The organism is Streptomyces sp. D2-8, assembly GCF_023184515.1.
In the GTDB taxonomy this organism is placed as follows: Bacteria; Actinomycetota; Actinomycetes; order Streptomycetales; family Streptomycetaceae; genus Streptomyces.
In genome coordinates this window covers 418281-432232 of the sequence record NZ_JAAHBP010000003.1, presented here as the reverse complement: position 1 = coordinate 432232, position 13952 = coordinate 418281, and the positions used below count along the sequence as shown (strand labels likewise).

The following is a 13952-nucleotide window of genomic DNA, read 5'->3' as shown; positions in this document are numbered from 1 at the left end:
TCCTCCTCAGCGCAGTCGGCGCAGATAGGGGTCCTGCGGCCGGCGGGGCAGCAGGCGTATCCGCGCGTCGAGAACGGTGACCCCGCCGGGTGTGGCGAGGACCGGGTTGAAGTCGGCCTCGGCGAGCTGCGGCTGGTCCATGGCCATCCGGGACAGCCGGTGGAGTACCTGTTCCAGTCCCTCCAGGTCGACGGGGCCGCCGCCTTGCGTGCCGAAGAGCAGGGGGGCGCAGCGCGGGGCGGTGATCAGGTCGTGCACGTCCTGACCGGTGAGCGGGGCGAGACGGGCGGCGTGGTCGGCGAGCACCTCCGTCGCCGTGCCTCCCAGGCCGAAGACGACGAGCGGGCCGAAGACGCCGTCCTGGACGACGCCGGCGAACAACTCGGTGCCGCGGGGGGCGAGCGGCTGGACGACGACTCCGGTCATGAGTCCTTCGAAGCGGGTTCGCAGGTCCTGGAAGGCCATGCGTACCTGGGCCTCGTCGCGCAGGTCGAGGTGGACGGCGTGCTGGAGGCTCTTGTGCACGAGTCCGGGCCAGTGTGCCTTGAGGACCACTCGGCCGTCGGTGCCGCGCAGGCGTTCGGCGGCGCGTACGGCGTCGTCCTCGGTCTCGGCCCAGGCCCAGGGCTGCTGGGGGATGCCGTAGCAGGAGAGGAGTTCGGCGCAGGAGCGCGGGTCCAGCCAGCCTCCGTCCGGCTGCTGGGCGAGGAAGTCGTCCGCCACGGCGTGCGCACGGGAGGTGTCGATGTCGACCAGGTCCGGCACGGCGCCGACGGGCCGGGCGAGCCAGGCCGCCCGTCGGGCGGCGTGGGCCAGCGCCCGTGCCGCCGCCTGCGGTTCGGCGTACGAGGGGATCGCCTCACCGTCGGTGACGGGCAGGAGGGTGACCGGCAAGGCCTGTTCCAGGCGTACGACGATGACGGGCTTGGCCCGGCGGCCGGGCCCCCGGGTGACGGCTCGGGCCAGGTCGTCACCCGTCGCCGCCGCGACCGCGGTGGGGACGAGGGCCACCAGGACCGCGTCGACGGTCGGGTGACCCACGAGCCGCTCGACGCAGGTGCTCAACGCGTCCTCGGTCACGGCGGCGGTGGCGTCCACGGGGTTGCCGGCGCTCGCTCCGGCGGGCAGCGCGGCGAGCAGGTCGTCGGCCAGTTCGGGGCTGGGTGGGTTGAGGGTCAGGCCGGCTTCGGCGCAGGCGTCGGCGGCCAGGACTCCCGCGCCGCCGGCGTTGGTGATCACGGCGACGCGGGTGCCGGCCGGCAGTGGCTGTGCGTGCAACAGGGCCACCGCTTCCAGCAGCTCGCCGACGGAGCGGGTCGCGGTGATGCCGGCCTGGGTGAACAGTGCCTGGCGGGTCATCGTGCCGGATGCCGCGGCGGCGGTGTGCGAGGCGGCGGCGCGGCGGCCGGCGTCGGTGCGTCCGGCGTCGACGGTCAGCACCGGCATGCGCCGCGTGACACGCCGGGCGGTGCGGGAGAAGGCCCGCGGGTTGCCGAAGGACTCCAGGTGGAGCAGGGCGAGGTCGGTGCGGCCGTCGCTCTCCCACCACTGGAGCAGGTCGTTGCCGCTGACGTCGTACTTGTCGCCGAGCGAGGCGAACGTGGAGACGCCGATGCCCAGCCGGGACACTCCCTCCAGCAGGGCGATGCCGACACCGCCGGACTGTACGGCGACCCCTGCGGTCCCGGCACGCGGGTGTGCGGCGGCGAAGGTGGCGTCGAACCGGTACCCGGGGGCGGTGTTGGCCACGCCGAGACAGTTGGGGCCGACCAGGCGCATCCCATGGGCCCGGCAGGCGGTGAGCAGGGCCCCGGACTGCTCCGTGTCCAGTCCGGCGGAGACCACGACGAGGGCGCGTACGCCCGCTTTTCCGCACTCCTCGGCGACGGCCGGCACGGTCTCGGCCGGGCTCGCCACGACGACCAGGTCAGGGGCGACGGGAAGGGCGCCGACGGAGGGGTAGGACGGTACCCCGAGGATCGCCATGGCGGCCGGGTTCACCGCGAACAGGCGGCCCGTGAAGCCGTCCCCGTGGAGGTGGTGCAGCAGGGCGCGTCCCACCGAACCGGGCCGGCGGCCGGCCCCGACGACGGCGATGGACCGCGGCCTCAGCAACGGCTCCAGGCTGGCCACATCGGCGGCCCGTCCCCGGGCCTCCGAGGCCGTCAGGTAGGTCTCGTCGAGGTGCAGGTCGATGACGCAGTGCACCTCGGGGCCGTCGAACCGCCGGGTCGCGGCGAGGCCGAGGTCGGCGAAGAGCCGCAGCACCTCGTGGTTTTCGCCGAGGGCGTCGGCGGTGAAGGCGATGATCCCGTCGGCCCGGGCGGCCGAGACGAGGTGCTCTACGAGCAGGGTTCCCACGCCGCGGTGGTGCAGGCCGTCGGCGACCGCGACGGCGAGTTCGGCGGTGTCCGGCGCGTCGTCGTCGGCGTGGTACTCGACGAGGCCGAGGACCTGTCCCGCGCGTTCGGCGAGCAGGGCCCGATGCCCGCGCCGGGCGGGCGCGCACACGGTGTCCGCGGCCAGGCCGGCCGAGCGGGCGCCGGCGGAGAAGAAGCGCAGGCGGCGGTTGTCCGGGGACATCTCCGTGTAGAGCCCTTCCAGTTGGTCGTGGTCCCCGGGCTCGACGGCGCGGATACGAACGGTGGTGCCGTCCTTGAGCAGCGCGTGAACCGCGGGGCGGTGGGACGTGTCGTCCTTCATGGCGGTTCTCCTCCGAGCCGCTCGGGTCTTCTGATGTGTCGAGCATCTGTCGCGCCGGTGGTCACGCCCAGGGACCGACCGGCGGTACTCGGTGGGCCGGTCGGCCCCCGGTCCCACACCGGTCGTCCCGCGCGCGGCAACCCGGGACCGTCACGCCGTGTCGGGTGCGACCGCGACCGGGCAGGCGGAGTGGTGCAGGAGCGTGTGGGCGCCCCGGCCGAGGTGGTGCCCGAACTGCCCGGGACGCCGTCGGCCGACGACCAGCAGGTCCGCCTCGTGCGAGGCGGTCAGCAGCACGCGGCGGGCGGCTCCCTCGACCGTGTGCCGACGCAGGCGCACGTCCGCTGGGGCGTCGGCGAGCGCGGCCTTCAGTTCCTTGGCCGCCTGTTCCTCGTGCACACGCTCGGGCGTGCCGGCGAGCAGCGGGTGGTCGGCCATGTCGTGGGTGGGGCATCGCCATGCCCGTACCGCGTCCAGGGCGGCCCCGCGCCGCCGGGCCTCCTCGTCGGCGAAGCGCACCGACGCCGTGGGCGCGTCGGCCACGCCGACGACGATGCGACCGTGTCGGCCGTCGGCGGCCCGGTTGGCGTGGTTTCCGCGGATCACGATGACCGGGCAGTCCGCCGCGGTGGCCACGGTCAGGCTGACGCAGCCGAGCAGGAGGTCGGCGAGTTCGCCGTGCCCGCGGGTGCCCACGATCACGGCGGAGGCGCTGCGGGCCTCGCGCAGGAGGACGTACTCCGGTTCTTCGGCCGGCGCTTCGGTGGTGAAGGCGAGGTCCGGGTGGTGACGACGGGCCCGGTGGGTGGCGACGACGAGGATGTCGTCGGAGGTCACGCGACCGGACGGCTTGCCGAGCTCTCGGGCGAGCGCGGCGCCCTTGCAGCGGTAGGCGTGGACGATCCGCAGGGGTACTCCGTGCAGGGCGGCCCGTCGGCCGCCCGGTCGACGGCCCTGAGGCTCGACTCGGAGCCGTCGACCGGGCGGCCGACGGGCAGGTACATCGTTCTCAGCCTCCCGCGTTGAGATCGAACACGATCCGGGCCTTGACCTGGCCGCCGAGGACCTCGTCGATGCAGTCGTTGACGGCGGCGAGCGGGCGGGTCTCCCGGATGACCTTCGTGCGACCCTCGGCGTGCAGCTGGAAGACCTCGGCGAGGTCCTGCCGGGTGCCGACGATGGAACCGATGACCGAGGTGCCGTTGAGGACGGTGTCGAAGATCGGGACCTGGAGGGTGCCGTGGGCCGGCAGGGCCACCATGACGAGCCTCCCGCCGCGCCGCAGACCGGAGTTGACGGCCTGGAAAGCAGCCGGGTTCACCGCAAGGGCGAGGGCCGCATGGGCTCCACCGTGCCGCTTCAGCTCGGCGCCGACGTCCTGGGTGCGGGCGTCGATGACGATGTCGGCACCGAGTTCCCGGGCGAGTTGCAGCTTGTCGTCGGTGACGTCGATCGCGGCGACCCGCGCTCCGGCGATCTTCGCGTACTGCACCGCGAGGTGCCCCAGTCCGCCCACGCCCGAGATCGCGACGAGCTGGGCGGGCCTGACGTCCGCGACCTTCAGCGCCTTGTAGGTGGTGACGCCCGCGCAGGTGAGCGGGGCGGCGTCGAGGGCGCTGACGCCCTCGGGCACCGGCTGGGCGAAGTCGGCCCAGGCCAGCATCTTCTCGGCGTACCCGCCGTCGCAGCCGTACCCGGTGTTGATCTGGCTCTCGCACAGGGTCTCCCAGCCGGACCGGCAATGCTCGCACCGTCCGCACGCCTTGCCGAGCCAGGGCACGGCGACGCGGTCCCCGACGGCGAGGTGGGTCACGTCGGCGCCGAGCTTCTCGACGATGCCGACGCCCTCGTGGCCGGGGACGAACGGCGGGGTGGGCTTGACCGGCCAGTCGCCACGCGCGGCGTGGATGTCGGTGTGGCACAGGCCCGACGCCTCGATACGCACGCGGACCTGGCCGGTGCCGGGCTCGGGGTCGGGGCGCTCCTCGATGACCAAAGGTGCCCCGAACTCCTTGACGACCGCTGCTTTCATGGTGCTTTCTCCTTCGGTGCCAGCCGGGTCACTCGTGCGCGACGACGGCGACGGGGTGGGTGGTGTGGTGCACGACCGCGTGTGCGACGGCGCCGATGTGCACACCGAACGGACTGCGGCGGACACGGCGGCCGACGACGAGGGAGGCGTCGCGGGCCGCGTCGACGAGGTGGTTCGCGGGGCTGCCGAGCCGGGACGCCGAGGTCACCTCGACGTCCGGTTACTTCTCCCGCCGGGGCGGCAGCGCCTCGGTGAGCGCTTCGGCCTGGGCTTGGGCGAGGTCCTCACGCTGGTCGTAACCGGCGGCCAGGGCGTAGGCGTAGGAGGCCGGCAGGTTCCAGACCGGGAGGGCGGGTCAGCGGGGCCCACCGGCGCCGCGCCTCCTCGAAGCCGACGGTGAGGACGGTCTCGTGCGCGCGAACCCAGCACCAGCATTTCTGCGTCACGGGCGGCGTCGAGCAGAATCTCGGCCGGAGCCCCGGTCCGCCGCTCGGGCGCGGTTACGGCGGAACGACGGCAGGTGGAAACCCGAACTACGGTGCGTGGGCCGGTGCACGGCCATGACAGTGCCTCCTTCAGGGAAGATCCGGTCGGTTCCTGACACCCCTCACTCTCCCGCTCCCCGCCACCCCGCACCCGACGCCGAAGGTCCACACCCCAGGGACTCAACGGCCCCAATCCACAGGGACCTTCGGCCACCACCGGACGAACGAACAGCCCACCTGTACGCGGCGGTGTCTCACCAACCGCCTACAGGTGGGCTGAGGGTCGGACAGGGAGAAGCCCTCCTGAGGGCGTTCGCTGTCCTGAGCAGTCCTTCCTCGGTCAATCGTGCGAGATCACCGCCACGGGAGCGGCGGCATGATGCAGCAGCGCCTGGGTCACCGGACCGATATGAGCGCCGACCGTCGCCCGACGAATCTGCCTGCCCACCACCACGAGAGCGGCGTCGGAGGAGGCGTCGACCAGGTGGCGCCCGGCACCACCGATCGTGGCCTGCGCGTGGACCTCCACGGCGGGGTACCTCTCCTGCCACGGTCGCAGGACGTCGGACAGTTCGCTCCGTACCTGCTTGACCATGCCGTCGTTCAGGTCGGGCATGAGCGCGCCGCCGTAGTAGTAGGGCGGCAGCGTCCAGCCGTGAATGATCCGTAGGGGTGCGGCGCGCCGGGAAGCCGCGTCGAACGCGAAGTCGATCACTGCGTCGTTGGGCTTGTGCAGGTCCAGTCCCAGGACGACGTCACGGTGGCCGGTGACGGCGGAGACTTCGCGTGCCGAGGTCTCCGGAGGCGCCTCCTCCTCGCCGTGCTCGGCAGCGCGGACGAGGACGACGGGCCGCTCGCACGAGGCCAGGACGGCATGGGAGACGGAACCCAGCAGGAACCCCGCCGCCTTGCTCAGTCCGCGGGAGCCCAGTACCAGCAGCTCGGCGTCCTCGCCGGCCTTCAGCAGAGCCGGGACGGGCAGACCGGGGATCTCGTCCGTGTCGATCCGCAGCCCGGGACGGGCTTCGCCGACGCGGGACCGCGCCTGGGCCAGCAGGCGCTGTGCCGATGCCCGCTGGAGGTCGCTCGGCGGCACCGGCACACCGAGCCCGGTCGCCGGTGCGAAGGCGGGGGCTTGCCACTCCCACGCGGTCACGATCCTCAGGGGCAGGCCCCTGAGCTGTGCCTCGCGCGCGGCCCAGTCTGCGGCAGCCAGGCTCGCCGGCGAGCCGTCCAGTCCGACGGTGATGGTGCGGGTCATGGAAGTCCTCCTTCAGGCTGCTCAAGTCTTGGTCCCGTCAGGCGGTGACAGCAGGGGCCACTGGTCCTTGGTCGGAAGCCGACCGTCCCGGCCCCCGGCTCTCCGGTTCGCCGTCCGCTGCCCTTTATCCGAGGGCGAGTTCGGGTCGTACGAGCGTCCCCGACGAGCCGTGGGCGATGGCGTACGCGGCATCGAGGGCTCCGATCGCGGCCAGGCCACCGGTCCGTTCCACGAACCGGGCAGCGGCCTCGGTCTTGGGCTTCATCGAACCCTCGGGGAAGGTCCTGTCCCGAAGTTGCGCGGGAGTCACGTCGAGCACGGGCTGCTGGCGAGGCGTGCCGAAGTCGACGTACACGTTCGGGACGTCGGTGAGGATGAGCAGAAGATCCGCCTTGAGTTCCTCGGCCAGGAGGGCGGCCGTGAGGTCCTTGTCGACGACGGCTTCGACCCCGGTCAGCTCGCCGGTGTCGCGATCGGCCGTGACGGGGACGCCTCCGCCGCCGGCGCAGACGACCAGCGTTCCGCTGCTCAGCAGGGCGCGGACGGTGTCCGTCTCCACGATGGCCTCGGGCGCCGGGGACGGGACGACGCGGCGCCATCCCGTGGTGTCCTTGGCGATGTGCCAGCCGCGCTTGCGGGCGAGTACGTGCGCCACCTCCCGCGAGTAGACCTGGCCGACGAACTTGGTGGGCCGCTCGAAGGCCGGGTCGCCCGCACGGACCACGGTGTGGGTGACGAGGGCGGCGACCTGCCGTCCGGGAAGGGCACCTCGCAGGGCCCGGGCGAGCAAAGACCCGATCATGCCTTGCGTCTGAGCACCCAGGACGTCCAGCGGGTAGGGAGTGGACAGGGCGGGATCGGCGGCGCTTTCGACGGCCAGCAGGCCGATCTGGGGGCCGTTGCCGTGCGTGATGACGAGTTCGTTGTCACGGGCGAGTGCGGCGAGGGCGGTGACGGCCCTGTCGATGTTGGCCTGCTGCACCGCGGCGTCGGGGCGTTCGCCCCGGTGCAGAAGTGCGTTGCCGCCGAGGGCGACGACGATACGCATGGCTCAGTCCTCCAGGGTGGCGACGAGTACGGCCTTGATGGTGTGCAGCCGGTTCTCGGCCTGGTCGAAGACAAGGGAGGCGGGCGAGGAGAACACGTCGTCGGTGACTTCGAGTCCGTCCAGCCCGTAGGCGTCGAACAGTTGCCTGCCCAGACGGGTGCTGCGGTCGTGCAGGGACGGCAGGCAGTGCATGAACTTGGTGTCCGGGTTGCCGGTCGCCGCCATCGTCTTGTCGTCGACGCGGTAGGGCAGCAGCAGTTCGACGCGCTCCCGCCAGGTTTCTGTGGGTTCGCCCATGGACACCCACACGTCGGTGTGGAGGAAGTCGGCGCGGTGGACGGCTTCCTCCACATCCTCGGTCAGGGTGATGCGTGCCCCGCTGACGGCGGCGAGGGAGCGGCACGCGGTGACGAGGCCGGATTCGGGCCACAGCGCGCTGGGGGCGGCGATTCTCACGTCCATGCCGAGCAGGGCGCCCATGGACAGCAGGGAGTTGCCCATGTTGTTGCGGGCGTCCCCGAGGTAGCAGTAGCTGATCTCCGCCAAGGGCTTCGAACTCCTTTCGCGCATGGTGAAGACGTCGCAGAGGCTTTGGGTGGGGTGGGTGGTGTCGGTCAGCCCGTTGAAGACCGGCACGCCGGAGTATTCGGCGAGGTCGGTGACGACCGACTGGCCAGAGCCTCGGTACTCGATGCCGTGGAACATGCGGCCGAGGACGCGGGCGGTGTCCGCGACGGACTCCTTCGCGCCGAGATGGGTGTCCCCGGGGCCGAGGTAGGTGGTGGCGGCCCCCTGGTCGGCTGCGGCGGCCTCGAAGGCGCAGCGAGTACGGGTGGAGGTCTTCTCGAAGATCAGGGCCAGGTGCCGGCCGGTCAGGCGCGGCCGTTCCGTGCCCAGGCGCCGGGCCGCCTTGAGGTCGGCGGCGAGGTCCAGGAGATGACTGATCTCCGGTGCGGTGAAGTCGAGCTCGCTCAGGTAGGAGCGGCCTCGTAGGTCGATGCTCATGGCGGTTCCTCGTGGATGGCGGTCAGACGACCGGGTCGCGTTCGATGGGGCAGCTCATGCAGCGGGGGCCGCCCCGGCCGCGGCCGAGCTCGGCGCCGGCGATGGTGATCACTTCGATGCCCTGCTTGCGCAGGTAGGTGTTGGTGGTCACGTTGCGCTCGTAGCCGACGACGACACCGGGGGCCACGGCGAGGAAGTTGCTGCCGTCGTCCCACTGTTCGCGCTCGGCCGCGCGCACGTCCTGCGGTGCGGACAACATGCGGACCTTGTCCAGGTCGAGGGCCTCGGCCAGGGCAGTGGCGAGGTCGGACTCGGGAATGACGTCGAAGCCGCAGGCACGATCGGTGCTGGGCAGCAAGGACCAGGAGCGCAGGGAGTCGGCCAGGCCCGGATAGATGGCGAAGGCGTCCCGGTCGACCATGGTCAGGACGGTGTCCAGGTGCATGTACGCCCGTGCTGCGGGGAGCTGGACGGCCAGCAAGCGCCTGGCTGTGCCCTCGGCGAAGAGGCGGGTGGCGAGGGCCTCGACGGCTTGGGGGGTGGTGCGTTCACCCATGCCGACCATGACCGTGCCGTTGCCCAGGACGTGGACGTCACCGCCTTCCAGGGTGCCCGGGCCGCCGGGGGCCGAGGACTCCTCCAGGATCGGGCTGGTGGCGGACTCGGCGAACAGCGGGTGGAAGCGGTAGACGGCCGCAGCGTGCAGGCTTTCCCGGCGCCGAGCGCGTTTCGCCATGGGGTTGACGGAGAGCCGGTCGTAGATCCAGCAGGAGTTGTCACGTGGGAACAGATGGTTGGGCAGCGGGGTGAGGGCGAAGTCCTCCTCACCGAGTGCGCTCCAGAACAGGCTGTTCGGAGTGGTCAGCGGCAGGTCGTCCTTGAGCAGGCCGCCGATCAGGTAGCCGGCGAGTGTCTCACCGTCGAGATCGGCACACAGGTGCCGTATCGGCTCCGCGAGGGCGGGGCCGACGGCGCCCGGCGTGATGATCCGGTCCAGGAGCCAGGTGCGGGCCGCGGCCGTGTCGAGGACCTCGGCGAGCAGGTCGGCGAAGTAGTGGACGCGTACGCCCTGGTCCCGCAGGGCCTGGGCGAAGGCGTCGTGCTCTTCGCGGGCGCGCTTGGCCCACAGGATGTCGTCGAACAGCAGGGCGTCGACGTTGCGAGGGGTCAAGCGGGAGAGTTCGAGTCCAGGCCGGTGCAGGATGACCTGGCGAAGTCGGCCGACCTCGGAATCGACGTGGAAGACGGTCATGGTCGCAAGCTCCAGGGAGGGAGGGGTGACGAGTGGTCAGTGCTTGTCGCGCCGGGCGCTTCCACGGAAGCGAACGACCGTCGTCCGGCGGCCGGGAAGGCGAGCGGCCGCTGTCTCCGGTGCACGTGGGTCAGGAAGGACGGTCACGGCCGAGCCGGACGAGCTGTCGGACGCCGTCGGCGTGGGTTCGTCGGACGCTTCACCTTGGCGGGTCCGCTTGAGCCAGACGTACACCGGCAGGCCGAGCAACAGCACGAACAGGCCGTAATAGACCGTCTGGTAGCCGCTGCCCTGAATCGACCAGTAGGAGAAGGCCATGGCGAGTGCGGCCACGGTGACATCCCGGACCAGTCGGCCGAGAGTGAGGCCGTCCCGGCCACGGATCAGGACCCAGTACAACTGTGCGGCGGCGGAGAACAGGTACGGGATCACCGCGGTGAACACACTCAGCAGGACGATCTTGGTGAAGACGTCGTCGAAGCGTGTGTAGCTGAACACCGTGATCAGGGAGGCGAGCACGGTCGAGACGACGATGCCGAAGACCGGTACTCCGCCGGTGCCTCGCGTCCTGGCGAAGGCACCGGGGAAGAGTCCGTCACGGGCGGCCGCGTACGGCATCTCCGCGCAGAGCATCGTCCAGCCGTTGAGTGCGCCGATGCCGGAGACGATGGCAGCCACGGCCACGGTGTTACCCGCCCAGGTGCCGCCGAAGATGCTGTTGGCGGCGTCGGTGAACGGTGCGGTGGACGAGCCCAGCGCGCCGTGCGAGACAGTACCGAAGACGGCGAGCGTGCCCAGGATGTAGATGACCGCGCAGGCCAGCGTTCCGTAGACGGTTGCACGGGGCACGTTGCGCCCGGGCTCCCGTACCCGCCCGGCGACCACAGAGGCTGCCTCCAGCCCGAGGTAGCTGAAGAGGGCGATGGCCGCGGCCGCTGAGATCGCCCCCAGCGTGGACTGCCCGCTGGCATTGAAGGGACCGAAGTTGTCCGGGTCGACGAACAACAGCCCGATGGTGGCCATGAAGATCAGCGGTACGAACTTCACCACCGTCGTGATCACCTGGAAGGCGCCCGTGTTCCGCACGCCGGTGAGGTTGACGGCTGCGGGGATCCACAGTCCCACCAAGGCGATCAGCACCGAACCGCTCACCCGGTGACCGGTGTTGACGAACACTTCGACGTACCCGACCCACGCCACCACGATCGCCGCGTTTCCGGCCCACGCGGTGATCCAATACGACCAGGCGTTGAGGAACCCGGCGAATTCCCCGAACGCTTCCCGGGCGTAGACGTAAGGTCCGCCACTGGACGAGGTGCGCCTGGACAGCGCTCCGAACGTCAGCGCCAGCGCCAAGGCGCCGAGCGTCACCGCCACGAAGGCCACGAGGGAGATCGGCCCGTACGGCGCGAGTGCGGACGGAAGCGCGAAAACCCCGGTTCCGATGATGCTGCCGATCACCAGGGCGGTGGCTGCGGGCAAACCGAGCGAGGACTTGGCACTGGGCAGGCGATCTGTACCTGTCCCACCCGGGGATTCGGGTTCTCTTGAAGTCGAGGGCATGGCAGCACTCCTGGTTCCGGCCGTTTCAGCAGGCGAGTCGGTCTGTGAGTGATCCTGCTGCGGCGGGAGCGTGCCGATCAGTGGCTACCGGTCCATCGAGGAAGGCCGATGGTCCCTGTGATCGCTTCCGACCGGCCCACGACACCGCGGTACCACCCGGGAACGCCCGCTCCTCTCGCGAGGCGTTGAGGGCTCGCCTGACACCCGCATCGACTGAACGCCTGAGGCGTTCAATCGCGTCGTCCTGCGTGTCGAAACCGCCCTCCTCGACCTGCTTCGCCCAGCGGCAAGGTCGTCGTCACGCCCGGCACCTGACGCCCACCCGACTCACCCGACTCACCCGTGTAGGAGACGACCTCGGTGATCCCCGACGACGATCCGTCCCGCTCGCTGACCGTGGCGAACCCCGACGACCCTGGCACGACGTACATCTCACTGGTGGGCAACACCTACGGCATGCTGGTCACCGGCGAGCAGACCAACGGCCGATACTGCCTGATCGACATGCATGTCCCCGACGGCGGAGGCCCGCCGCCGCACCGGCACGACTTCGAGGAGATGTTCACCATCCTCGAAGGCGAGATCGAGTTCACCTTCCGCGGCGAAAAGCACACCGTACAGGCCGGGTCCACGATCAACATCCCGGCCGACGCACCGCACAGCTTCCGCAACGCTTCGGGCGCGCCGGCCCGCATGCTGTGCATGTGCACCCCCGCCGGACAGGACGAGTACTCCATGCGCATCGGCGATATCGTCGCGGGCAAGGATGCGCCGCCGCCGCAGCTGTCGGAGAGCGAACTCGCGCAGCGCCGCCGCCGCGCGGCAGAGTTGGCCTCGACCTACCGGAGCGAGTTCCTGTAGCTCGTCGGACCGGCAGGCCCCGCACCGGTCTGCCGTGGGCAAACTCGCCCTGACCTTGGAGATCGTCAAGCCGGCACGGAACATCCCCGATGCCTGGACTTCCGTGCGAGCGGGCTGTGATGACGTACCTGCCGACGCGCCAGGTACGTTCAGGGCACAGGATGACGGACTGCGCGCACCCGCACGGCAGGCGACAGCAGCGAGGACACACCCCTCCGCTGACCGAGACCGAACAGAAGAGACCCTGTTCGTCGGCGAGTTCGGTGAAGGCGACGAACTCGGTGGTGCACACCGGCGTGAAGTCCGCCGGGTGGTTGAAGAGCACCAGGCACCGTCCGGCGCAGCCGGCGAGCCGGACGGGGTCCCTCCCTGTCGATCGCGGATTCGGATACCCCGAGCCGCGAGCACGGGAACAACGCGGCCTTGCGCGACGCTTCCACTTATACCTCGTCGGGTATTACAGGCCCCGGGAAGACACCCGCCGGGAACCGTCACCTTCCCGGCACAGGAGCGTGAGAACGATGGCGACGACAGGACCAGACGGACCTGACGGCCTCCCCACGAGCGAGGGCGGCTCTCTCGTGACCACCTGCGGGCGCAGGATCGCCGTGCGATGCCTACGGCTCGCACCCGCGGACCGGCCCATCACCCGGGTCACCCTGGCCGTGGGCCGGGACCAGGGGGGCGAACCGGGAGTGTGGGCGGCACTCACCCCTGGCGAGGCGCGTGACCTGGCCCGCCTGCTCCTCCTGCACGCGAGCCTGGGCGAGCACGGTTCCGAGCCCGCCGGCCCCTCGCGCAGGAACTCTGCCTCCCTCTGACTTCGACACCGGTCACTCCATTGGTTCGACGGGGCACTTGAGCAGCAAGTCCGCGACGTCGATCACGATGCGGCCGCCGTCGAAGCGCTCCAGCGCATGGTGCAGGCCGACGGCTCCGGGAAGGCCGTAGCTGACAAAAGATACCCAGCAGGGTATGTCGGCACGGCCGTCTGCACGAGGGCCGAACGGCCCCTGCCGCACCCCGTCGGCCCCTCGACCCGCCGTGCCGTCCGCTGTCGACTGGAATCCGGCAGCAGTCGGCACAAGCGAGAAGGGCCCGGCCATGACCGCCAGCACGCAGCAGAACCTCGACACCAACCGGCCGCAGGAGGCGGACGTGCAGCGTTTCGAGGTCTCCCACGTCGATCAGGACGCCTACACCGTGGACATCCGCGGCCACCGTCTCCAGGTCGACCAGCCCACCGAGACGGGCGGCACGGACACCGGACCCACCCCCACCGAGCTGTTCGCCGCCTCCCTGGCCACCTGCGTCGCTTTCTACGCGGGCCGCTACCTCCACCGGCACGGCCTGCACCGCACCGGCCTGCGGGTCCGTACGGAGTTCACCATGGCCACCGACCGGCCTGCCCGGGTCGCCTCCCTGCGCGTCGTGGTCGTGCCGCCGCCGGGTCTTACCGAGCAGCGCCGGGCTGCCCTGCTGGCCGTGGCCTCGCACTGCACGGTGCACAACACCCTCCACGAGCCGCCCGAGGTCGCCATCGAGCTGGAGCCATGAGCGCCTGCCTTCGTCGAGGACTTCATCCGCGAGCAGGCTCTGCCGGCCTACGGCAACGCGCACACGGTGGCTCCAGCACCGGTCTGCGGGCGACCCGCCTGCGCGAGGACGCCCGCCGGATCATCCGCGACGCGAGGGGCGGCGCCGAGGACGACCTCGTGGAGGCACTGCCCCGCCCGCTACCG

Annotated in this window: 11 protein-coding genes and 1 pseudogene; 2 read left to right on the top strand and 10 right to left on the bottom strand. The window is 71.1% G+C overall.

Annotated features, from left to right (window positions below; translation table 11 throughout):
* Positions 1-6: 6 nt before the first annotated feature.
* The 9 genes and pseudogenes from G3I77_RS08265 to G3I77_RS08225 all read right to left on the bottom strand — a co-directional run bounded on the left by G3I77_RS08265 (position 7) and on the right by G3I77_RS08225 (position 11247).
* Positions 7-2703, bottom strand: coding sequence for a GNAT family N-acetyltransferase (locus G3I77_RS08265; protein WP_248501967.1), 2697 nt, complete (start codon positions 2701-2703; stop codon positions 7-9).
* 150 nt (positions 2704-2853) lie between these two features.
* Positions 2854-3707: pseudogene (locus G3I77_RS08260) on the bottom strand (universal stress protein).
* A gap of 5 nt (positions 3708-3712) precedes the next feature.
* Complete coding sequence (gene adhP, locus G3I77_RS08255) at positions 3713-4735, bottom strand: alcohol dehydrogenase AdhP (RefSeq protein ID WP_248501966.1); 1023 nt, start codon at positions 4733-4735, stop codon at positions 3713-3715.
* A gap of 28 nt (positions 4736-4763) precedes the next feature.
* Positions 4764-4943, bottom strand: a complete 180-nt coding sequence (locus G3I77_RS41120) for a universal stress protein (protein ID WP_374385366.1) — start codon at positions 4941-4943, stop codon at positions 4764-4766.
* Between the two features lie 617 nt (positions 4944-5560).
* Positions 5561-6481, bottom strand: a complete 921-nt coding sequence (locus G3I77_RS08245; protein WP_248501965.1) for a universal stress protein — start codon at positions 6479-6481, stop codon at positions 5561-5563.
* 124 nt (positions 6482-6605) lie between these two features.
* A complete protein-coding gene (locus G3I77_RS08240; protein ID WP_248501964.1) occupies positions 6606-7529 on the bottom strand; it encodes a carbamate kinase in 924 nt (307 codons plus the stop codon).
* 3 nt (positions 7530-7532) lie between these two features.
* Positions 7533-8534, bottom strand: coding sequence for an ornithine carbamoyltransferase (argF, locus tag G3I77_RS08235; protein ID WP_248501963.1), 1002 nt, complete (start codon positions 8532-8534; stop codon positions 7533-7535).
* A gap of 22 nt (positions 8535-8556) precedes the next feature.
* Positions 8557-9786 (bottom strand): arginine deiminase, encoded by a 1230-nt coding sequence (locus G3I77_RS08230; protein WP_248501962.1) that lies wholly within the window; start codon positions 9784-9786, stop codon positions 8557-8559.
* Positions 9787-9822: 36 nt separating this feature from the next.
* The gene (locus G3I77_RS08225) at positions 9823-11247 is read right to left on the bottom strand and encodes an amino acid permease (protein ID WP_248502622.1); all 1425 of its coding nucleotides are present in this window, start codon (positions 11245-11247) and stop codon (positions 9823-9825) included.
* A gap of 462 nt (positions 11248-11709) precedes the next feature.
* Between G3I77_RS08225 and G3I77_RS08220 the strand changes: the two genes are divergently transcribed.
* On the top strand, positions 11710-12210 hold the full coding sequence (locus G3I77_RS08220) for a cupin domain-containing protein (RefSeq protein WP_248501961.1): 501 nt from the start codon (positions 11710-11712) through the stop codon (positions 12208-12210).
* 833 nt (positions 12211-13043) lie between these two features.
* Here G3I77_RS08220 and G3I77_RS08215 read toward each other — a convergent pair.
* On the bottom strand, positions 13044-13328 hold the full coding sequence (locus tag G3I77_RS08215) for a hypothetical protein (RefSeq protein WP_248501960.1): 285 nt from the start codon (positions 13326-13328) through the stop codon (positions 13044-13046).
* Here G3I77_RS08215 and G3I77_RS40615 point away from each other — a divergent pair.
* Positions 13315-13767 (top strand): OsmC family protein, encoded by a 453-nt coding sequence (locus tag G3I77_RS40615; RefSeq protein WP_282572658.1) that lies wholly within the window; start codon positions 13315-13317, stop codon positions 13765-13767. The genes G3I77_RS08215 and G3I77_RS40615 overlap by 14 nt on opposite strands.
* Positions 13768-13952 lie beyond the last annotated feature (185 nt).

What these genes read in the sequence shown, in the direction of transcription:
- G3I77_RS08240 (WP_248501964.1), bottom strand. Translation starts at nt 7,529, where the DNA reads ATGCGTATCGTCGTCGCCCTCGGCGGCAACGCACTTCTGCACCGGGGC.
- G3I77_RS08230 (WP_248501962.1), bottom strand. Translation starts at nt 9,786, where the DNA reads ATGACCGTCTTCCACGTCGATTCCGAGGTCGGCCGACTTCGCCAGGTC.
- G3I77_RS08245 (WP_248501965.1), bottom strand. Translation starts at nt 6,481, where the DNA reads ATGACCCGCACCATCACCGTCGGACTGGACGGCTCGCCGGCGAGCCTG.
- adhP (WP_248501966.1), bottom strand. Translation starts at nt 4,735, where the DNA reads ATGAAAGCAGCGGTCGTCAAGGAGTTCGGGGCACCTTTGGTCATCGAG.
- G3I77_RS40615 (WP_282572658.1), top strand. Translation starts at nt 13,315, where the DNA reads ATGACCGCCAGCACGCAGCAGAACCTCGACACCAACCGGCCGCAGGAG.
- G3I77_RS08265 (WP_248501967.1), bottom strand. Translation starts at nt 2,703, where the DNA reads ATGAAGGACGACACGTCCCACCGCCCCGCGGTTCACGCGCTGCTCAAG.
- argF (WP_248501963.1), bottom strand. Translation starts at nt 8,534, where the DNA reads ATGAGCATCGACCTACGAGGCCGCTCCTACCTGAGCGAGCTCGACTTC.